Below are 23,038 nucleotides of genomic sequence, written 5' to 3'. Positions count from 1 at the left end.
ATGACTGAGCATACGCCTATCGCTGAAAGTGTCACTATTCCAAAACGTCTGGATAACGAAGAAATCCAGATGACGTTAGAGCATATCCGTACGCTCCTAAAAAAACAAGAACACCTCCAAGAATTACTCCAGCGCAAAGAAGACGGTGAAGCTGAAAATGAACTTCTCGATGAGCTGATTACTCAACAACAATCTACAGAGCTAGAGGATTATTTACTTCCTCTACACCCTGCTGATATTGCCTTTATTCTTGAGGCATTACCACAAGATGAGCGTTTGCAAGTTTGGGAGCTTGTTAACTCAAAGTATGACGGTGATATTCTTCTTGAAGTAGATGATTGGATTCGAGAAGACTTAATTTCAGCGATGAACCGAGAGGATTTAATCGCGGCAACTGAAACACTCGATGCCGATGAGCTCGCCGATCTTGTTCCCGACCTTCCTGCCGAAATTGTCGCCGAAGTTCAAAAAGGTCTTACTGAGCGTGAACGTGGGCAACTCCTTGCCGCCATGGGCTACGAAGAGGGTACGGTAGGCGCTATCATGGACTTTGAAATGGTACGCGTCCGCGAAGACATTACTTTAGAAGTCGTACTACGTTATCTACGTCGTCTGGAATATATGCCGGACCATACAGACCAGCTTTTTATTATTGATCGCCAAGAGCATTTACTCGGGGTGCTATCCATCGCTGATTTGCTTATTAACGATCCCGAAAGTAATGTCAAAGACCTAATGAAAACAGACTTCTTCTCCCTCACACCCGATGAAGAAGATACGGCCGCAACCTCAGCATTCGAGCGTTATGACCTCGTTTCTGCTCCTGTGATTGATGAAGAAAATCGCCTCATTGGACGAGTAACGATTAACGATGTTATTGATGTAATGCAAGAAGACTCTCAAGAACAAGAATTAGCGCGTGCCGGTCTTGCCGAAGAAGATATGTTCGCCTCTATTGAACAAGCTGTCCGCAATCGTACCCCTTGGCTATTAGTCAATCTCTGTACAGCCTCAACGGCTTCTTTTATCGCCGCTCAATTTGAAGGTACTGTCGGACAAATTGTCATTCTTGCTTTTCTGATGTCTATCGTGGCAGGTATTGGCGGAAACTCAGGCAATCAAACTCTAACGCTCGTGATTCGTGCCATGGCAATGGGGCGGATTAATAGCAAAAGTACTGTTACCATGCTAAAACGTGAGGCGTGGGTGACCTTCTTGGTCGGTCTTATCGGTAGCCTACTCGCCTCTTTCTTTGCTTGGCTAGTTTCTGGCTCGTATAAAATTGCTTTAGTGATGGTTGTCGCGATGATTTGCAATATGATTATCGGTGCCTCACTAGGTGTACTCATTCCGCTTATTCGCCAACGCTTTGAAAAAGACCCTGCTGTAGGGTCGTCTGTGTTGCTTACCTTTGCGACAGATGCGTTAGGATTTTTTATCTTCCTAGGATTAGCGACGGTGTTTTTGCTATAAACCCCACTGCAGACAGTTTTCACTAGGTATCGTCCTCACTACAGAATTTGTGTATTCATATCCACCCACACTGCAGACAGTTCACTCTTGCTCCGGAAAGTGCTTCGCCGTTTCCAATGTCGCTACGAGTGAATGTCTCTCCGTGTGGGCTAATGCTCATTAGCATTGCAATGTTTACTCAAGCACTTAAGGTTTGCGGAGACGTTTCGATGCACAAAGCGAGTTAGCCGAGCGGTAGTGAGGCTCTGTTCGAGCGACTGCGCGAAAACGTGTAGCGAACCTAGTTGCTATTAGTATTTGCTATACGCCGACACCGCAGACAGCTCTCACTAGGTATCGTCCTCACTGCAGAACTTGTGTATTCATATCCACCCACACTGCAGACAGTTCACTCTTGCTCCGGAAAGTGCTTCGCCGTTTCCAATGTCGCGGCGAGTGAATGTCTCTCCGTGTGGGCTAATGCTCATTAGCATTGCAATGTTTACTCAAGCACTTAAGGTTTGCGGAGACGTTTCGATGCACAAAGCGAGTTAGCCGAGCGGTAGCGAGGCTCTGTTCGAGCGACTGCGCGAAACGTGTAGCGAACCTGGTTGCTATTAGTATTTACTGATTAACGCTCAATAGCGAGCGACTATTACGACAACTTACCGTGACAATGCTTAAATCGTAACCCACTACCACAAGGACACGGGTCATTACGACCTACATTCTTATAGATATCTGCTGACTTCGCATCATCTTCTGCCAAGGCCTCATCATAATCAGAATGATGATAATTCATCTTGTCAACCTGAGCCTCAGCACGGGCGACTTGTTCTGCCTCAACAGCATCTACTTGCTCTGGTGAACGAATTTGAACAGTCAATAAAATCTTAACCGCCTCATTACGCACTCGCTCTAGCATGTACTTAAAGAGCTCAAACGCCTCTTTCTTATACTCTTGCTTAGGATCCTTTTGTGCATAACCACGCAAATGGATACCTTGACGTAGATGATCTAATGCTGCTAGATGCTCACGCCATGCTGTATCGAGACGATCCAAGACGACTGAACGTTCAAACTGATTCCAAGAATCATCACCAACTAAAGCAATTTTCTCTTGATAAATACGCTCAGCCTCTTGTTCTACAAGCTCTAAGATACCGTCATCATCTAAATCATGATTTTGCTCTACGGTCTCTTTAAGGTTAAGCTTAATGCCCCACTCTGAGGCAAGCGCTGTTTGTAAACCATCAATATCCCATTGTTCTTCTAGAGACTCTTCTGGTACATAAGTACGCACAAAATCCGCAATCGCATTATGACGCAGCTCTGCTACCATTTCACGCACAGAAGACTCTTCAAGTACTTCATTACGTTGCCCGTACATCACTTTACGCTGGTCATTAGCGACGTTATCAAACTCTAATAATTGTTTACGGATATCAAAGTTACGACCCTCTACTTTACGCTGAGCGGACTCAATTGAACGAGAAACCATTTTGGCTTCAATTGGCTCTCCTGGTGTACCTAAACGTTCCATTAGAGAACGCACTCTATCGCCCGCAAAAATACGCATGAGAGAGTCATCTAATGACAAATAGAAGCGTGATGAACCTGGGTCACCTTGGCGTCCAGCACGACCACGTAATTGGTTATCAATACGACGAGACTCATGACGCTCGGTACCAATAATACGTAAACCACCTGATGCTTTAACCTGTTCATTACGCGCTTTCCACTCTTCACGCACCTTAGCAATAGCGGCTGCTTTTTGCGCCTCACTTAATGAATCATCCAGTTCAATTAAACTAATTTGCTTAGATACATTACCACCCAACACAATGTCTGTACCACGACCCGCCATGTTTGTTGCAATCGTGATATGACCAGGCATACCTGCCTCAGCGACAATATCCGCCTCACGCGCGTGTTGTTTAGCATTCAGCACATCGTGTTTTAAACCTTCTTTATCTAGAAGAGTCGATAATAACTCAGAATTTTCAATACTGGTTGTACCCACTAGAACAGGTTGCTGACGCTCATGACAATCACGAATATCACGAATAATAGCTGCATATTTTTCTTGATCATTTAAGAAGATTTGATCATTCTGATCAATACGTTGCATTGGTAAATTCGTTGGAATAATGACCGTTTCAAGACCATAAATATCTTGGAACTCATAGGCCTCAGTATCCGCCGTACCTGTCATACCAGCTAACTTGCCATACATACGGAAATAATTCTGGAAAGTAATCGACGCTAAGGTCTGATTCTCATTTTGAATTTCAACACCTTCTTTTGCCTCAACGGCTTGGTGTAAACCATCAGACCAACGACGACCTGCCATAAACCGCCCTGTGAATTCGTCAACAATAACAATTTCACCATTTTGAATAACGTAATGCTGGTCTTTAAAGAACAAATTATGGGCACGTAATGCCACCATTAAGTGATGCATCAAGGTAATATGACGAGGATCATATAGCGATTCGCCTTCAGGCAAAATACCTAACTTCTGTAAAACTTCCTCTGCATGCTCATGCCCCGCTTCAGACAGATAAATTTGCTGTGCTTTTTCATCCACCCAGAAATCACCTTCTGGCTCTGGTTCTTGTGGTTTAGGCTCTTCTGTCATTCGTGTCAATAATGGCGGCACTTGATTCATACGAACATAAAGTTCTGTATTATCCTCTGCCTGACCAGAAATAATCAGCGGCGTACGTGCCTCATCGATTAGAATAGAATCTACCTCATCGACAATAGCATACGCTAACTTACGCTGACGACGGTCTGTCGCACGATACTCCATATTGTCACGTAAATAGTCAAAACCGAACTCATTATTGGTACCATACGTGATATCTGCGCGATACGCTTCATATTTTTCTTGATTATCTTGACCCGGTACCACAACACCGACTGTCAGTCCTAAAAATGAGAACAAGCGTCCGTTATTTTCTGCGTCACGACGAGCTAAATAATCATTTACTGTAACAACATGCACTCCCTCGCCTGTCAATGCATTAAGATAAGCCGCTAAGGTACTCATTAGCGTTTTACCTTCACCTGTACGCATCTCGGCAATTTTACCGTTGTGCAGCACAATACCACCAATAAGCTGCACATCAAAATGACGCATACCCAGCACACGATGAGATGCTTCTCGCACAACCGCAAATGCTTCAGGTAATAAAGAATTTAAACTTGAACCATTGGCAATACGCTCTTTGAATTCCGCTGTTTTCTGTGCAAGCTGCTCATCAGAAAGCTCTTTCATGCTAGGCTCTAGTGCATTAATTTTTTGCACAAGCTTGCGATATTGTTTTAATAAACGGTCGTTACGACTACCAATCAATTTTTTTAATAAAGAAATCATTTTTTTACGTAAAAATTTAAAATTTTTCTAAGCTATATAGTTTAACGCAATAAAGCATTCAATAGGGATTATTTACCCAATTTTTGTACTTGAGTTCCACCACCGACACCGATAATGGCACTACCTTTGACACCAAGTGATTCAAATAAAGATTGTCGTTGTGGATTTCCAATCGAAAAATCACGTCCCAAAAACTGCATAGGATCCACTGCGACGTCACGTACTCTCGTTTCAAAGTGCAGATGAGCCCCTGTTGACTGTCCCGTGTTACCAATACGAGCAATCATTTGCTTACGCAAGATTAAATCACCTTCTTTGACCAAAATCTCTGAATTATGCGCATAACGCGTCATAATATCATTGCCATGATTAATCTCCACAGTATTACCATAGCCACTTTTATAACCAGCATAACTCACAATTCCTGCACTAGGTGCATAAATAGGCGTACCAATAGGACCCGCAAAATCGACCCCTGCATGCAAACGATACCCTCCCGTCACAGGATGTCTACGTATCCCAAATCCCGACGTCATTCTTGCTTGCACCAAAGACACCGGCATAGAGGTCGGTAGTCGCTCTAAACCTGCCGCCTGAATTTGATATAAAAATTCCATCACTTGCAAATCATCTTCTTGTTGGCTAATTTTTTGTAATAACGTATCTAATTCTTTGCCAATTTCTTCCGCAGATTTGCTCATTTTGTCATCTGTCGGCAACTCCTCCATAGGAGCATCACCCACAGACTCTTTATTCTTTAAACTCTCTAAATTACCGATAACATGCTGCTCAAGACCAAAATGTTTCGAAAGCTTAGCACTTAACTTTTCTAAACTATCATACTTGACTCGTAAATCCGCTAATTGAGTACCTAACTGTTGAACACTTTCTAAAATCAATCGACGATTTTGTTCTTGTTCCTGTGCATTCGCTATAATAAGACCAGCCTGCTTAACGCCATGGTAACCAAAATAACGCTCTAACAAGGCGCCTGCAATAACTGCGATAAACAAGGCAATGACCGCTCCACTAAAGAGCCAGACCTTTTTTGTTTTTTGTTGCTTTCGCCGAGGCGAAATATACTTCTTCTTTATCATTAAACCACTCTATGTTTCTAACACCTTATCCAACTCGCAAAACACGCAAATCACGCCATAATGGTTTTGTTAAGCCTTTGCAAGTATTGGAAAGATCAGCTCTACCTATTCAACAAACGCTACGCACAGCGAAGCTATTTACAGAAATAGAGCAAAACTTAAAAACCTTTCTGCACCAAGGTATTAGTCCCCACTGCCATATCCTCAAACTCGATAATGAACAACTGGATTTAGCCGTACCTAATGCCGCACTTGCCAGTAAATTGCGTCAGTTCGTACCCTCTATTGTCAATCATCTTAGTCAGCATGGTTATGCCATTACCAAAGTCCATATTAAGGTACGAGCTAGTCTACAAAAAACACCTACCCCTCAATACCCGACAACAGCTAAAAAATCGTCACTAGCACAATGCCATAAAGCCTACCAAACACTCTTAGAACAATATCCTGACGGTCCTCTTGCAGCGACCTTACGCAAAATACTAGAAAAAAATACTGATTAAAAAAATATACGGTTAAGTAGCAAACCCACTTAACCGTAATGCTATAAACATTCTCAATAAACTATGCCAATCGCCAATCACGATTAAGCACTTCTGCTTGACGAATAGCCGCCTCATCATCAAATGTGACGATTTCGTAGGCATCTTCTTGTTCAAGTAGAGCACGCGCTAATTTATTATTCAAACCATGACCGGATTTGCAAGCAACATAACGTGCTAATAAGGGGTGACCGATTAAGTATAAATCACCAATAGCATCAAGAATCTTATGTTTAACAAACTCATCGTCATAACGCAAACCATCTGCATTAAGAATGCGATATTCATCCAAAACGATAGCATTATCTAAGCTACCGCCTCGAGCAAGACCAATCCCGCGAAGCATTTCTACTTCATTAGCAAAACCAAATGTACGAGCACGTGCAATCTGATCCACAAAAGAATCTTTTCCAAAATCAATCTCTGCAAAACTTGCCGTAGAATCAATAGCTGGATGTTTAAAATCAATCGAAAATGCCAAAGCAAAACCTTCATAAGGCTCTAAACGAGCCCATTTTGCCTGCTCACCTTCACCCTCAGATACCTCTATGGTTTTCTTAACACGCAAAAACCGTTTAGGAGCATCTTGCTCAACAATACCTGCGTCTTTTAATAAGAAAACGAACGTTGCTGCACTACCGTCCATGATTGGAATTTCTTCAGCATCAACATCAATATGCAAATTATCAATACCCAACCCTGCTAAAGCACTCATTAAATGCTCTACCGTTGAAACACGATACTGACCATTTTGCAATACCGATGCCATCCGTGTATCACCCACTGTCTTAGCAACTGCAGGGAAATCCAATATCTCTGGCGTATCTACTCGATGAAAAATAATACCTGTATTAGGTTCAGCAGGACGCAACGTCAGCTGAACACGCTGACCTGAATGCACCCCAACACCTGTTGCTTTTACTAATTTTTTAATTGTTCTTTGTTTAATCATCTAAGTTTTATACCTTAAAAATAGGAATAAGTGATATTCTTCCATTTTACTCCGTTTTTCAGCCATAGATAATAGAAAATAATTAAACAATCGTAAACAATATTTCAGTACATATCTCTGACATAAAACAAAAAACAGTAGGCTTTACAACCTACTGCTTTTGAGGGGTTCAAATAAGGATTTAAATACTAATTCGCTTGTTTGCGTAAGTAAGCTGGAACGTCACGATTCGTACTATCAATCGAACGTGCACGAGCACCGAAACCACCACGAACACCATTGCTACGAATATTAATAGCAGCCAATGACTCTGGACGCTCTGGTGTAAATAAAGGCACACCATCCGTACCTGTTGCCACAACTGACTCTGGCTCGGCTTCTGCAACTAACTCTAAGTTACGACCTAAACCCGTTGCAACGACAGTCACACGCACACGATCACCCATGCTTTCGTCGTAAGCGTTACCCGCAATAATCATCGCATCCTTATCGGCATAGCTAGCAATGATTTCGTTAATCTTACGAATTTCAGACATTTTGATGCTCTTGCTTGAAGTCACATTAATCAATACGCCACGCGCACCATTTAAGCTCACACCTTCAAGTAATGGGCATGCAATTGCCGCTTTAGCCGCGTCTTCTGCACGATTTGGACCAGAAGCTACTGCTGTACCCATCATCGCTTGACCATATTCACCCATGATTGTCTTAACGTCTTCAAAGTCAACGTTAACGTTACCTTGGACATTAATAATCTCAGCGATACCTGCACATGCATTATTTAAAACATTATCTGCTTCACGGAAGCAGTCTTCGTAAGTTGCGTCTTCACCGAGAAGCTCAAATAGCTTTTCATTAAGAACAACCACTAAAGAGTGTACGTGTTTTGATAACTCTGCCACACCCTCTTCAGCGATATCCATGCGCTTTTTACCTTCGTAAGAGAAAGGTTTAGTCACGATACCTACTGTTAGAATACCTAATTCTTTCGCAATTTCTGCGACAACAGGCGCTGCACCTGTACCTGTACCACCACCCATACCAGCAGTGATAAATACCATTTGAGCACCTTGTAATGCTGCACGAATATTTTCGCGAGCTTGCTCCGCTGCCACACGACCTTGTTCTGGACGTGCACCAGCCCCTAAACCTGATGTACCTAAAGCAATTAAGGTTGATGCTTTAGATTGCTTGAGTGCTTGAGCATCAGTATTAGCGCAGATAAAATCCACACCCTTCATACCAGACTCAATCATATGATTAATCGCATTACCACCAGCACCACCAACACCTACGACTTTAATAAGTGTTTTGCTAGGCTGATCCTCATCGACCAAATCAAAACCTAAATTCACTGAACCACTTTTTACCTGTGCTTGAGACGATGTTACGTCATCATCAATAAAGTTAAACCCTACTGACATAGCCAACCCCTAACAATACCGAAACCAATTAATAAACCCCCCTGCCCAATTTCGGAAATCGCCTCAAAGAAAAGCCCAGTGCGTGACTACTCGACACTCTCTTTGAATCGCCTCCTCACCATAAATCAAATCCCCATTCAATTCATGGCTACCCGTACAGAAGCAGAGCACTGTACGACAAAAGAAATCCACCACCCATAAACAAAAAGGGTAAGTGTAACTTACCCTGTTATTATATACCTATTTCTTTAATTAAGCACATAATCTAGAATTTTTTTCCAAAGACTTTGTTTGGATGTCCTTGTGGGTGCTTCATCTAACATCACACGTGCTTGTAAAAGCAAACCCATCACCGTTGCAAACTGAGGCTGTGCGACAACATCAGACAAACTACCATAATACAGCGGACGGCCTACTTTAGCGGGTACTTGGAAAATTTCCTCGGCCAACTCTGCAATCCCTGGCAATAACGCTCCACCACCTGTAATCACAATCGAATTAGGTGATAAATCATGCTCTTCGAGATTCGCACCAATCATATCAAACAATTCTTCTAAACGGCAGAAAATCACCTGACCAATCACTTGATGTGATGCTTTACGGTCTTGACGGTTGTAATCACCGACAGGTGATAGCATAACAAAATCATTCTCAGAAACAAGGTCTGGTTTTGCAATACCATTTTCCAACTTGAGATCCTCTGCTTCAGGCACAGGAATATGGAATACCTCGGCAAGATCACTTGTCACACGCTGACCACCCTCAGGGAAGATATGACTATGAAGAATATAACCATTCTTGTACATAGCAATCCCTGTTGTCCCCGCACCGATATCAATCAACAATACACCTTGTTGCTTTTCATCTTCGCTTAGACAAATTTCGCTCGCAGCCAAAGGATTCAAGGTCAGTTGATAAGGTTCTAGTCCACAACGTCGGACGCATTTTAAGATATTTTGTGCAGCAGTTTCTTCGCCAGTCACAATATGCACCCGTACCTCTAAACGGACACCAGCCATCCCCTCTGGGCGAGAGATACCCTCTTGGCGATCCACAATAAACTGCTGTGTAATCACATGAAGAATGCGTTGATCATTCGAAATATTGACTGCTTTAGCCGTATCAATCACACGATTAACGTCAAAATTCGTCACCTCGCGGTCACGAATCGCTACCATACCGCTAGAGTTAAAACTCACAATATGTGCGCCACCGATACCGACCATCGCATCGCCAATTTTACAATCGGCCATTAACTCAGCTTCTTCGAGCGCCTTTTGAATGGCTTTGACAGTCACATCAATATTAACGACTGAGCCATTACGAATACCGCCTTGAGTCGGCGCTTGCCCCAATCCCAACACTTCAAATTTACCACTTTCTTGAAGTGCCTCAGCGACTACCGCTACTACTTTGCTAGTACCGATATCTAAAGCAACAATTAAATCCCTTTTAATATCCCGACTCATTTTTTCTCTTTACTTTCTTCATTAACAACAGTTGCAAATGTCACTGCGAAACCCTTAGTATACCTGAGATCGACCTTATTTATCGTTTTCCCTTGAGTTCGACTTAATAAAACTGGCCATGCTTGCACAAATCGCTGTACATTTTCTGCAAAACTAATAGCCTCTTGTTTACCACCCAATGGATCAACAACCTCTGCACCACCATCACGACCTAAAATCAACTCTAAACCATTATTTAACCTAACATGCCATGCATAACGGTCGCTTAATGACATGGTATCAATCGTAATCCCTAAGGGTGACAATAAGGTGGCTAATTCACCTGAGCGCTGCACCATCAGTTTCTCTGAACCATCTGGGCCGTTATATTGTGGATACACAATGTTATCGTCTAACTCTTCTCTATTGGCCGTAAACACCTCACCCCAAGTATTCAGCAATTGGTTCTCATTCCACTTGGCATAGGCTTCATGCTCTTCGATACGTAGTAATAAACCATTGGGCCATACACGACTAATATCGACATTACGCACCCAAGAGACTTTTTCGATATGCTCTTTAAGCGTTTCTAAATTCACCGTAAAGAAATTACCTTGCACATGACCCGCAATAGCCGATTGAATATTCGCAGGCGACACATGTAGCAATGCATTACCTTCCTTAGGCTCTAAAACCATCTGTGTAATATTGAACATGGGTCTATGCATAAACCAATAACCACCCCCTAGGAGCAATGCAATCACAGCACCCAACATGATGATATTAGCAATAAAATTCAGTAATTTAGGGTTATTAAACACGCTCTTACCCTACTTTCTAGCTACTTTTGTACTTGCTTGCTCTAACAAGAAAATACATAAATCTGCATATTCCATCCCAGAGGCTTTCGCTGCCATAGGTACTAAAGAGTGGCTTGTCATCCCTGGTGAAGTATTAATCTCTAAAATCCACGGTTGATTTTGCTCATCTAACATCACATCCACACGCGACCATCCCTCACAACCAACAGCCAAATAGGCTTTTACACAATAGTCTTGAATCTGTGCAGTCAATTCTGCAGACAACGGTGCTGGGCATAAGTACTTCGTATCATTGGCAATATATTTATTATTAAAATCATAATTACCGCCAGGCGCAATGATTTCAATAATCGGCAATGCGTATGCCTTGTCACCTTTACCTAAAATAGGCACCGTCAATTCACGACCAATAATGCATTGCTCAGCTAATAACTCACTTTCATAGGTTTGAGATAAAGCAAATGCTTCTGGAATATCGCTCACTTGCTTTACCTTTTTTAGACCCAATGTAGAACCTTCATGAGGTGGCTTAACAATCATTGGTAAACCAAGTTTTTTCTCAGCCTCATATAAATCTGCTTCTGTATGAGCCACAGCATATTTAGGTGTCGGTAAACCCTTATCCAACAGAATACGTTTAGTCATTGTTTTGTCCATCGCAATAGCCGATGCCATTACACCCGACCCCGTATAAGGAATACCCAATAACTCTAATGCTCCCTGCATGCAACCATCTTCACCAAAACGACCATGCAAAGCGATGAATACGCGATCGAATTTTTGTTCAGCTAACTCTGCTAAACTGCGTTCACCCGTATCAAACAAATGTGCATCCACACCTTTACTCAATAAAGCTTCATAAACACCCTTACCTGAGTTTAAGGATACAGGACGCTCAGATGACAAGCCGCCATACAAAACACCCACTTTACCTAATTTGCTTGTCATGACACTTCCCCAATCAGAGTAGGTACTTTATTGATAGAACCTGCCCCCATACATACAACAATATCACCGTCTTTTACAAAACCTAAAATCGCTTGCGGTAAGTCAGCGACATCTTTAATAAACATTGGTTCCACATTAGCTTGAGCCTGCAAAGCCTCTGTTAAAGCCAGTCCATCTGCCCCTGGGATAGCTGCCTCACCCGCAGGATAAACATCCGTTAATAACACAGCATCCGCCGTCCCTAATACACGCACAAATTCATCAAAGCAATCTCGTGTACGGGTATAACGATGCGGCTGGAAAGCTAAGACCAAACGATTATTCGGATAAGCTCCTCGTGCGGCCTCAATTGTAGCAGCCATCTCTACTGGATGATGACCATAATCATCAATCAGTTTAAAATGCCCACCACCATTCTCAGCAGAAACAGCAAAATCACCCACTTGCGTAAAACGACGCCCTACACCATTAAAACCTGCAAGCGCATGCACAATCGCCGCATCTGAGGCACCTACTTCTGTCGCCACGGCAATCGCCGCCAAAGCATTTAAAACATTATGCTTACCCGGTGTATTCAAGGTAATAGGCAAGTCCTCAAGCGATTGATTGTGCAAACGACGCTTCACATCAAAATGCATTTGCGTACCTTCTGCACGCACATTGACGGCTCGAAAATCTGCTGTTTCATTAAAACCATAAGAAGTAATTTGACAAGAAATTAATGGCAAAATTTTACGAACATTCTCATCATCTGTACAAACAACAGCACTACCATAGAAAGGTAAACGCTGTAAAAACTGGACAAATGCACCCAATAATCGCGCCGAGTTATGCCCATATGTATCCATATGGTCTTCATCGATATTGGTAATCACCGCAATAGTTGGCAATAAATTTAAAAATGAAGCATCCGATTCATCTGCTTCAACCACAATAAAATCACCCGTACCCAAGCGGGCATTAGCACCAGCAGAATTTAATTTACCACCAATCACAAAGGTTGGATCCATACCGGCTTCACCGAGAATACTTGCGACTAAACTCGTTGTGGTGGTTTTACCATGCGTTCCCGCAATAGCAATACCACTTTTTAAACGCATTAATTCTGCCAACATAATGGCACGAGGCACCACAGGAATACCTTTTGCTCGCGCTGCCAATACCTCAGGATTACTACCAAGAATAGCCGTTGAAGTGACAATAGCATCAGCACCCTCGACATTGCTAGCCAAATGTTGGTTAAAAATCTTGGCACCCAAACTTGCCAAACGACGAGTCACCGCCGTATCACTCATATCAGAACCACTGATGTGATAACCTAAATTCAGCAAGACTTCTGCTATACCACTCATTCCTGAGCCACCAATACCAACAAAATGGATATGGCGAATTTTATGTTTCATAGCTTATCCTTTCGCAACATTTACACAAGCATCTGCGATATCTTTTGTCGCATGCGTATACGCCATTTGACGCGCTTTAATGGCCATTACTTGCAATTGTTCACGCGAGAAATTTTGTAAAATTTCACTTAACTGTGCTGATTTTAAATCTTTTTGTGCATAGCTTAAAGCGGCCTTTTCTTTACTTAACCATCCTGCATTGGCAGTCTGATGATCATCAATAGCCGTTGGCAAAGGGACAAATAACGCTGCCACACCGACGGCAGCAACCTCAGCCACCGTCATTGCACCCGCACGGCAGATAATCAAGTCCGCTTGACTCAACTCTGTCGCCATATCATCAATAAAAGCGACACACCGTGCCTCCACGCCAACCTGTGCATAAGCTTGCTGTAAAGCAGCTAAGTGCTGCTCACCCGATTGATGAACGACAATCGGACGCTGCTCCGCTGGAATGAATCCCAACGCCTCAGGTACTAAGGTATTTAATGCCATCGCCCCTAAACTACCGCCAACCACGAGAATACGCAAAGGACCTTGACGCTGAGCATAACGCAACTCTGGCGATTCGATACGAAGCAAATCTTGACGGACCGGATTGCCTACCATTTGCCCATTTGGCAAAACATTCGGAAACCCTGTTAATACCTTCGCCGCAAATTTAGCAATACTTTTATTTGCTGTTCCTGCTACAGCATTTTGCTCATGCACCACCACAGGAATCCCTGCAAACTTAGCCATTAAAGCACCGGGAAAAGACACATAGCCCCCCATTCCCAACACCATATCTGGTTTTGCTTGCTTAATCGCACGACGCGCAGCAAGACAAGCTGTCAGCATCGTCACCGGCAATTTCACGAGCGAAGTAAGTCCTTTACCTCGCAACCCAGCAAATGCCATTGGCAATAATTCAATCCCATGTTGTGGCACCAAGCGACCTTCCATTTTTTCTGGATTACCTAGCCATTGCACTTGCCAACCACGTTGTTTTAATTCAGCAGCGACAGCTAATCCGGGCATGATATGCCCACCAGTACCACCGGCCATAATTAAGGCTTTTTTACTCATACCTGACCTCTTCTGCTTGCGGCTTGATGTTGACCTCGCATTAAACAACGATTTTCATAATCAACACGAAGCAACATAGCGACTGCCACCATATTCATCACTAGCGCTGAACCACCATAACTCACCAATGGTAGCGTTAAACCCTTAGTTGGCAATAGACCAAAACATACTCCTAGATTAATAAAGGCCTGCACCCCAAACCAAATCGAAACACCTTGAGCCACAAAACCATTAAACTCTCGATCCATCGCAATCGCTTGACGACCAATATCTAAGCCTTTTTTCACAATAATAGCGAACAAGACAATCACCGCTAAAATACCGACAAAACCTAGTTCTTCCGCGACAACCGCCATAATAAAGTCGGTATGTGCCTCAGGTAAATAGTGTAATTTCTCGATACTAAAACCTAAACCCACCCCAAAAATCTCACCGCGACCTACTGCAATTAAAGAATGCGTTAATTGATAGCCTGTTGACTGAGCATGCTCTGCACTGAAGGGATCCAAATACGCAAAGAAACGTTGCATACGCCATGGTGCAATTAAAATAGCACCCGCAATCCCACCTACAGCAAGAGCGACTAGACCTGCAAATACTTTAAAACTCACCCCACCCAAGAATAGTAGACCAAAGACAATAGCAACCACCACAACGGTTGCCCCTAAGTCAGGCTCTAAACCCAGTAATAACGCAATAATCCCCACAAAACCTAGAATAGGTAAAACCCCTCGCATATCACGCATATATTGACGTTTACGTCCAATGTACCAAGCCGTAAATACAATCATGCCAATCTTCGCTAACTCTGACGGTTGAAAGTTAATTGGCCCCAAAGGAATCCAACGCGATGCACCATTTACCTCTCGACCAATAAAAGGAATCAACACCAAGATAAGGAAAACCATGCTCGCAATATAAAGCGGCAAAGCATATTTTTCCCAAACTTTCATTGGAACAAACGAAGCGAAAATACACGCCACGATACCCGCAATAATAAAGACTAAATGACGAGAAAAGAAAAAGTAACGCCCTGCATTCACATATTTAGGACCATCCCCCAAGGCAATTGAGGCTGAAAACACCATCACTAAACCAAAGACCAGTAAAGTCCCCACCGCACTCAATAACACAAGGTCATAATTGCGCATATTAGTCCGTGTCGGCTTCACTGACATGAAACCACGTGTTGTTGCCGTTGCACTCACATTAACTCCCCTTGCTCAATAGCTAATTGCGATACCGCATCGACAAATACCTCGCCTCGATGATGATAACCTTTAAACATATCAAAACTTGCACATGCTGGCGATAATAAGACAACATCTCCTGCTTGAGCATAATCTAATGAGGCATTCACAGCGGCCTCCAAACTATCAAACTTCATCATGGGCACACCAGAACTCACCAACGCCTTCTCAATAACATCGCGATCAACACCAATCAAGAATACTGCTCGTGCATATTGTTGAACAGGTGCCAATAAGGGCGAGAAATCTTGCCCTTTCCCCATGCCCCCCAGAATGATAACCACAGGACGTTGCATACCTATCAGTGCGGCTTGTGTAGCACCTACATTCGTCCCTTTACTATCATCAATAAAGTCCACGCCTCGAATAGTACGTACAAAATTACAACGATGTGCCTGTGCTTCATAATCGCGTAATGTCATTAATAACGGTGTATATGACACGCCAATAGCACGACATAAAGCCATAGAAGCCAGACCATTTAACGCATTGTGGCGACCACGCACACGCATGGCATCTGCAGGCATTAAACGTTTCATTACTCCGATAGGACGTACTGGACGTTCATAGACTTTTTTCTTAACAGGTTTAGTAATGGGATCATCAAAATCATCATATTCACTCACACTTAACCATGCCATACCATTAAGATTCTCAATCCCTAAGTCATCGGCAAGCTTAGGCTCATCACTACCAAATGAGCGAACATTGACATCATCCAAATAATCCACCATTTTTACGGTCAACTCATCATCGCGATTAACGACAGCAATATCACTCATCGTTAATAACTTAGCTTTGGCTGCCATATAATGTTCCATACTTCCGTGCCAATCCAAATGGTCTTGTGTGATATTTAACACGACTGAGGCATTAGGCTTAAGGCTTTGGGTGGTATGCAATTGAAAACTCGATAACTCAATCACCCAAACATCAGGTAAGGTATTCTCTGCCAAACTCTGCATCAAAGCATCCAAGGCCGCTGGACTAATATTCCCCGCCGCTACGGCAGTTAATCCCGCTTGGATACACATGTCACGAGTCATCGTCGTTACCGTCGTTTTTCCATTCGTTCCTGTTACTGCTAAGACCTTGGCCTGATACTGCGTTTGTTCTTTTAAATCCTGTAAAGCACGTGCAAAAAGCTCAATCTCACCGATAATTTCAATCTGTAAAGCTTGCGCTTTATCTAAAAAGCTTTTTAATGGTTCTTTAAAAGGCTCTAAACCCGGACTAAGTACAATACTTTGAACACCGTCCAGTACATCTTCTGATAGCGCCCTATCTGCCCCCAAAAAAAGAGCCTCTTGCGCAATCCCTGCTGTTTTTAAAGCATCTAAACCAGGAGGCACATCTCGAGTATCCGCAACACGTACCAATGCGCCTTGTTGCAGACACCATTTAGCTGCCGCTAACCCTGTCTCACCTAAACCTAAAATCAAAATAGCGCGATTTTTTACACTAGAAATGAACGGTGTTGTCATAGTATTAACGTAACTTTAAGGTAGATAAACCAAGTAAAACCAGCATAATGGTAATAATCCAGAAACGTACCACCACTTGTGTTTCTTTCCAACCACCCACTTCAAAATGATGATGCAAAGGTGCCATTTTTAAAATACGACGACCTTCACCAAAACGTTTCTTAGTATATTTAAACCAAGTTACTTGCAACATTACAGATAATGTTTCCACAACAAAAACACCACCCATAATGAAGAACACAATTTCTTGACGTGTAATCACTGCGATTGTGCCTAACATACCGCCCAGAGCTAAAGCACCGACATCACCCATAAATACTTGCGCAGGATACGCATTAAACCATAAGAACGCTAAACCCGCACCGCCCAAAGCAGCACAAAGCACCATCATCTCTGATGCACCTGGAATATAGGGGAATAACAAATAACTAGAATAGTCTACACGACCTACTACATAAGCAAAAATGCCTAATGCAGCGCCTACCATCACCGTTGGCATAATCGCTAAACCGTCTAAACCATCCGTCAAGTTAACCGCATTACTTGCGCCTACAATCACCATCCAAGTCAATGTCGCAAAACCAAATACGCCTAAAGGATAGCTCACATTTTTAAAGAAAGGGACAATTAAATCCGCACGAGAAGGTAAAGGCATTGAAAAACCACTTAACACCCACTCTTTAAATAGCGGCCATAACTCAGCATTCGCTGGAGCAGAAACCGCAAAACTTAAGTAAATCGCCGCTACTAAACCCACTAAAGTTTGCCAAAAGAATTTTTCTTTTGATGACATCCCCTCTGGATTGCGATAAACCACTTTACGATAATCATCTACCCAACCTACTGCACCAAAACCTAGGGTTACTAATAAAACAACCCATACGAAACGGTTCGTTAAATCCGCCCACAAAAAGGTACTGATAGCGATACTAATTAAAATCAATACCCCACCCATGGTTGGTGTACCATTTTTTGCCATATGATTCGGACCATATTCACGCACCGCTTGACCAATTTTTAATTCTGTTAATTTGCGAATGACGCGAGGACCTGCCACAAGACCAATTAACAAAGCCGTTCCACAGGCTAGCATTGCACGAAGAGTGATATAGTCAAAGACAGCAAAGACTGTAAATTTACTCGAAAGAGCCTTAAATAAAGCGTATAACATGTTTTTCCCTATTTAGCATTATCGGCTAATAATGCCTGAACTACACGCTCCATTTTCATAAAGCGTGATCCCTTAACTAAAATTGTTTTTGTATTAACGGCTGCTTTTAATACGGACACTAAGGACTCAACATCCTCAAAGTGTTGAGCGCCGTCACCAAACGCCTTTACCGCTTCACGACAAAGATCACCCATACCCAATAATTGCTGAATACCTTTTTGTTTAGCATAAAGCCCCACTTCAGCATGCATCTGCGGACCGTTATCACCGACCTCACCCATATCACCTAAAACTAAAATAGCCGGTTGAGGTAAATTGCTCATTACATCAATCGCCGCAATCACCGAATCAGGGTTAGCATTGTAGGTATCATTAATCAACACAATATCATTATTTAAGCGATATTGCTGCATACGTCCATTAACAGCCTTAAAGCTAGACAACCCTTCAGCAATTGTCGCTAACGGCACTTTTATCGCTATCGCACATGCTGCTGCCGCCAACGCATTACGTACATTATGCTCACCCGGGATGGATAAACTCACAGGTACTTGTTGGGTGGCCATTTTTGATAGGCCAGGCACAGATTCATAGTGCAAGATAAAATTTGATCCTAGCGCATTGGTCTGCACTTCTGTCGCATAAACTTGACCATATGCTCCAAACATTATCTTTTGACGCTGTCCTGCTAATTGATTCCAAATAGGCGTATACGTATCATCTGCAGGGTAAACTGCTATACCTTGAGGAGGTAAGGCTTTTAAAGACTCACCATTTTCGTAAGCAACGGCTTCCACCGTTTTCATAAATTCTTGATGTTCACGCTGTGCATTATTGACTAATGCAACCTGTGCTTGTGCCATATTCGCTAAAGCAGCAATTTCTCCGGGGTGATTCATCCCCAACTCAAATACCGCTGCTTTATAATTTTCATTTAATCTTAAAAGACTTAATGGCACACCAATATGATTATTCAAATTACCCGTTGTGGCTAAGCAATGTTCTGCCCCTACATAGGTTTGCAAAATCGATGAAATCATCTCTTTACATGTCGTTTTACCATTACTCCCCGTCACGGCAATTACTGGTAAATCAAAAGAAGAACGCCAAGCTTTTGCCGATTGTGACAAGGCTTTTAGCGTATCATCGACTACAATTTGAGGAATTTTTAAACCCTCTGCTTGCTCAGACACCACAACTGCCACCGCCCCTTTGCGCTCAACATCTGCCAAGAAGCGATGTGCATCAAAAGACTCCCCCTTTAATGCGACAAAAATTTCCCCAGGAGAGACTGTGCGTGAGTCGGTATTAATCTTAGCGCCAGACTTTAACAATAAACCGAATAAAGACCATAAGCGATCGTCAAAAGCGGTTTTTTGCTGATGAATTTCTTGATAGGTCTCATGCCCTTTACCGGCGACTAAGATAACATCTTTTGCATCCGCCTTTAAAATAGCATGGACAATCGTATAGGCACGATCGACATGCGCAAAGGTACCCTCTGGCATGGCTTGTGTAATCTGCGCGAGAATAGACAGAGGCTCTTCCGTGCGTGGGTTATCACTCGTCACATAGCTAATATCTGCTGACTCTGCTGCAATCTTGCCCATGACAGGACGTTTACTCGGATCGCGATCACCACCACAACCAAATACACAGATAAGTTTACCCTGACGTGCCGTTGCTGAAGGACGCAATGCCTTTAGCGCATGTAAAAGCGAATCTGGCGTATGCGAATAATCCACCACCACAAGTGGTAAGCCTTGAGAAGACACTCCCTCTGGCACATTAACCGTTTCCAAACGCCCAGGCACCGCTTCTAATAGTGCAATCGCTTTTGCAATTTTGCTACTACCCCAACCCAAGGCCTGTAAAATACCCGCCGTTAATAGTAAATTAGCGATATTATGCTCGCCAACAAGACGCGTAAGGACTTGGGTTTCACCTTCTGGTAAAGATAAATCAAACGATAAACCATAATCTGCAAATTGATATTTTTTCGCTTGAACTGTGGCCAAAGCATGAGCTTTCATTGAGTAAGCAACGGTAGTTTTTGCTTTACTTTGCTGGAAAAAACGCTCACCTACCGCATCATCCACATTGATAATGGCATACTCTAACGCAGGCCACTGGAATAATAACCCTTTGCAACGTTCATACTCTTGCATAGATTGATGAATATCCAGATGATCCAACGTTAAATTCGTAAAACCAGCCACTTTGATACGCACACCGTCCATACGACCCTGAACCAAACCAATAGAAGAGGCTTCAATCGTTACGGCAGCCATATTTTTTTGTTTTAATTCAGCCAGTAAACGATGCACACTCAATACGTCAGGCGTCGTTAATGCCCCCCCTAAGTTCTCACCACTAGGGAGAATGGTTCCCAAGGTACCAATCGTTGCACAAGGTACTCCTTGCTGTGTGAGTGCCTTAGCTACCCAATTTGCACACGATGTTTTACCATTTGTCCCCGTAATAGCAATCACCGATAAAGAAGCCGAAGGATAACCATACCACTCATCCGCTAAAGCGCCTAATTGGGCACGTAAATGTTCGACTTCAAGTAGGGGTACATTGACTACGGGTGCCTGTAATCCTTTTTCAAGCAAGATAGCCGCAGCGCCATTATCTACCGCTTTTTGAATATATTGTGCACCGTCCGAATGATGTCCCTTACATGCAACAAAGACATCCCCTATTTGGATGTCTCTGCTATCAAGACGAAGATTGGCGGATTGATTTATATGCTTTTTTAACCAATCGATAATCATAAGTTACCCCTGTGTTCTTCTCGTTGTTTGTTGATTAGTTGCCTCTAGTGCTTTTTTAGGCTCTTGAACAGGTGCATCTGGTGGGACACCAAGATATTTTAATGTTTGTTCAATCACCTCAGCGACAACAGGTCCCGATACCACCGTACCGTAATACCCTCCTTTTTTCGGCTTATCAATCGTTACCGCCACCACAATTCGTGGTTTAGAAATCGGTGCTAAAGCAACAAAAGAACCACGGTAAGCATTCATCGTATAACGACCATTCACAATACCACGTGCCGTACCTGATTTACCACCAATACGATAACCATTGACTTGAGATTGAATCTTGGCACCCTCTGGTCCCGCAGAGCCTTCAACCATGACTCGCACATCTTTGGCAACATTAGGTGAAAAAACTTGGATACTTGTCGGACGATTATTATTGCGAACAAGTGATAAAGAAATCATATCCCCATCACGTGCAATTGCCGTATAAGCTTGCGCAATTTGCAACAAAGAAACAGATAAACCATAGCCATAAGACATCGTTGCCTTCTCAATCAGTTTCCATGTTTTCCAAGGACGAACACGACCAGCAGCAGCACCAGGGAAACCTAAGGTAGGTGTTTGCCCAAATCCCAAAGCATTAAATACCGTCCACATTTGTTGTGCACGCAATCGCTCAGACATCATCGCCATGCCAATATTACTAGAACGTCGTAACACACCCGCTACATCAAGCGTACCATTACGCGTACTTACGTCAGTAATACGTGCTCCTTGATACTGCCAAACGCCATTACCTGTCGCAAATTTGGTATTTTTAGTAATTACCCCAGCATCTAATGCCAAGGCTGCCACCAAAGGCTTAATAATAGAACCCGGCTCAAAGATATCCGTAATCACTCGATTACGTAAGGCATCTCCTCGACGATCCTTGTTATTATTAGGATCATATGTAGGCATACTCACCATCGCTAGAATCTCGCCATTGGTAGAATCAATAACAACGGCCCCACCAGATTCTGCATCATGATTTTTAATCGCTTTTTCTAGTGCATTTTTAGCAATAAACTGAATACGGCTATCAATGGTTAAATGGATACTATCCCCATGTTTAGCGGGTAGACTATCACTAGAGGCAACGTCCTCAATGACCTCACCTAAACGGTTACGAATAACCACCCTTGAACCATCTGCACCTTGGAGAACTTTATTGTATTGTTTCTCTAGTCCCTCAATACCATTATTTTCAATATTGGTAAAACCGACAATATGACTCATTAAAGAGCCTTGTGGATAATGGCGTTTACTTTCAGAATCAATATTGATACCCTTAATCTTTAAGGCACGAATACGATCTGATGTCTCTAAAGAAATTTGACGTTTTAAAAATAAGAATGCTTTATTTTTATTGGTATTTAACTTAGCGTCTAGACTCTTAAGCGTTTCACCTAACTCATTCGCTAACGCAGAACGTTGCTCTACAGAGGCACGTAATAGTTGATCAGGTACCGCCCAAACGCTACTCGCAGGCACGCTAGTCGCCAAAAACTCACCGTTACGATCAATAATACGTCCACGCTCCGCATGCAAGGGAATACGCGCTTCATAACGATTATCTCCTTCCTTGCGAAGGAAATCACTATTAAACGCCTGATGATAGAGTGCCTGTGCGCCTACTGCTCCAAAGCCAAGTAGCAATAAAGCATAAAGAATCGAAGATCTGACCTTAGACGAGGTTTTTTCACCACCCGTCTCATAAGACTGCACAATATTCCCTGTTCTTCTAGGAGCTCTTTCTTTGGAATTATTAAACCATTTTCTCATCATA

The 23,038-nt window shown here is 42.8% G+C and carries 16 protein-coding genes; 2 read left to right on the top strand and 14 right to left on the bottom strand.

Annotation, left to right across the window (positions count from 1 at the left end; all coding sequences use genetic code 11):
• Window positions 1-1,473, top strand: a complete 1,473-nt coding sequence (gene mgtE, locus HKX39_RS07760; protein ID WP_171680754.1) for a magnesium transporter — start codon at window positions 1-3, stop codon at window positions 1,471-1,473.
• 634 nt (window positions 1,474-2,107) lie between these two features.
• Here the strand turns inward: mgtE and secA are convergent.
• Complete coding sequence (secA, locus tag HKX39_RS07755; protein ID WP_171680753.1) at window positions 2,108-4,834, bottom strand: preprotein translocase subunit SecA; 2,727 nt, start codon at window positions 4,832-4,834, stop codon at window positions 2,108-2,110.
• 68 nt (window positions 4,835-4,902) lie between these two features.
• Complete coding sequence (locus HKX39_RS07750; protein WP_171680752.1) at window positions 4,903-5,931, bottom strand: M23 family metallopeptidase; 1,029 nt, start codon at window positions 5,929-5,931, stop codon at window positions 4,903-4,905.
• An 11-nt stretch (window positions 5,932-5,942) separates the two neighbouring features.
• Between HKX39_RS07750 and HKX39_RS07745 the strand changes: the two genes are divergently transcribed.
• Complete coding sequence (locus tag HKX39_RS07745) at window positions 5,943-6,434, top strand: DciA family protein (RefSeq protein ID WP_171680751.1); 492 nt, start codon at window positions 5,943-5,945, stop codon at window positions 6,432-6,434.
• A 61-nt stretch (window positions 6,435-6,495) separates the two neighbouring features.
• Here HKX39_RS07745 and lpxC read toward each other — a convergent pair whose 3' ends face one another.
• The 12 genes from lpxC to HKX39_RS07685 all read right to left on the bottom strand — a co-directional run bounded on the left by lpxC (window position 6,496) and on the right by HKX39_RS07685 (window position 23,034).
• Window positions 6,496-7,425: a UDP-3-O-acyl-N-acetylglucosamine deacetylase gene (gene lpxC, locus HKX39_RS07740; protein WP_171680750.1), complete on the bottom strand. Its 930-nt coding sequence runs from the start codon at window positions 7,423-7,425 to the stop codon at window positions 6,496-6,498.
• A gap of 188 nt (window positions 7,426-7,613) precedes the next feature.
• Window positions 7,614-8,849, bottom strand: a complete 1,236-nt coding sequence (gene ftsZ, locus HKX39_RS07735) for a cell division protein FtsZ (protein WP_171680749.1) — start codon at window positions 8,847-8,849, stop codon at window positions 7,614-7,616.
• A 248-nt stretch (window positions 8,850-9,097) separates the two neighbouring features.
• Complete coding sequence (gene ftsA, locus HKX39_RS07730; RefSeq protein ID WP_171680748.1) at window positions 9,098-10,318, bottom strand: cell division protein FtsA; 1,221 nt, start codon at window positions 10,316-10,318, stop codon at window positions 9,098-9,100.
• A complete protein-coding gene (locus HKX39_RS07725; RefSeq protein WP_343043436.1) occupies window positions 10,315-11,118 on the bottom strand; it encodes a cell division protein FtsQ/DivIB in 804 nt (267 codons plus the stop codon). Before HKX39_RS07725 ends, ftsA begins: the two co-directional genes overlap by 4 nt.
• A gap of 9 nt (window positions 11,119-11,127) precedes the next feature.
• Window positions 11,128-12,066, bottom strand: coding sequence for a D-alanine--D-alanine ligase (locus tag HKX39_RS07720; protein WP_171680747.1), 939 nt, complete (start codon window positions 12,064-12,066; stop codon window positions 11,128-11,130).
• Window positions 12,063-13,469: a UDP-N-acetylmuramate--L-alanine ligase gene (gene murC / locus HKX39_RS07715; protein ID WP_171680746.1), complete on the bottom strand. Its 1,407-nt coding sequence runs from the start codon at window positions 13,467-13,469 to the stop codon at window positions 12,063-12,065. Before murC ends, HKX39_RS07720 begins: the two co-directional genes overlap by 4 nt.
• Window positions 13,470-13,472: 3 nt before the next feature.
• Window positions 13,473-14,537, bottom strand: coding sequence for an undecaprenyldiphospho-muramoylpentapeptide beta-N-acetylglucosaminyltransferase (gene murG / locus HKX39_RS07710; protein WP_171680745.1), 1,065 nt, complete (start codon window positions 14,535-14,537; stop codon window positions 13,473-13,475).
• On the bottom strand, window positions 14,534-15,715 hold the full coding sequence (ftsW, locus tag HKX39_RS07705; protein ID WP_171680840.1) for a putative lipid II flippase FtsW: 1,182 nt from the start codon (window positions 15,713-15,715) through the stop codon (window positions 14,534-14,536). Before ftsW ends, murG begins: the two co-directional genes overlap by 4 nt.
• A 26-nt stretch (window positions 15,716-15,741) precedes the next feature.
• Window positions 15,742-17,271, bottom strand: coding sequence for a UDP-N-acetylmuramoyl-L-alanine--D-glutamate ligase (gene murD, locus HKX39_RS07700; RefSeq protein ID WP_171680744.1), 1,530 nt, complete (start codon window positions 17,269-17,271; stop codon window positions 15,742-15,744).
• Between the two features lie 4 nt (window positions 17,272-17,275).
• The gene (mraY, locus tag HKX39_RS07695; protein WP_171680743.1) at window positions 17,276-18,442 is read right to left on the bottom strand and encodes a phospho-N-acetylmuramoyl-pentapeptide-transferase; all 1,167 of its coding nucleotides are present in this window, start codon (window positions 18,440-18,442) and stop codon (window positions 17,276-17,278) included.
• 8 nt (window positions 18,443-18,450) lie between these two features.
• Complete coding sequence (gene murF, locus HKX39_RS07690; RefSeq protein WP_171680742.1) at window positions 18,451-21,219, bottom strand: bifunctional UDP-N-acetylmuramoyl-L-alanyl-D-glutamate--2,6-diaminopimelate ligase MurE/UDP-N-acetylmuramoyl-tripeptide--D-alanyl-D-alanine ligase MurF; 2,769 nt, start codon at window positions 21,217-21,219, stop codon at window positions 18,451-18,453.
• A gap of 3 nt (window positions 21,220-21,222) precedes the next feature.
• Window positions 21,223-23,034 (bottom strand): peptidoglycan D,D-transpeptidase FtsI family protein, encoded by a 1,812-nt coding sequence (locus tag HKX39_RS07685; RefSeq protein WP_171680741.1) that lies wholly within the window; start codon window positions 23,032-23,034, stop codon window positions 21,223-21,225.
• Window positions 23,035-23,038 lie beyond the last annotated feature (4 nt).

The sequence above is a fragment of the Pelistega suis genome, from assembly GCF_013133795.1.
GTDB classification, from domain to species: Bacteria; Pseudomonadota; Gammaproteobacteria; order Burkholderiales; family Burkholderiaceae_B; genus Taylorella; species Taylorella suis.
Note: the sequence above shows the minus strand (reverse complement) of the source record. Positions and strands in the feature narration are given on the sequence as shown.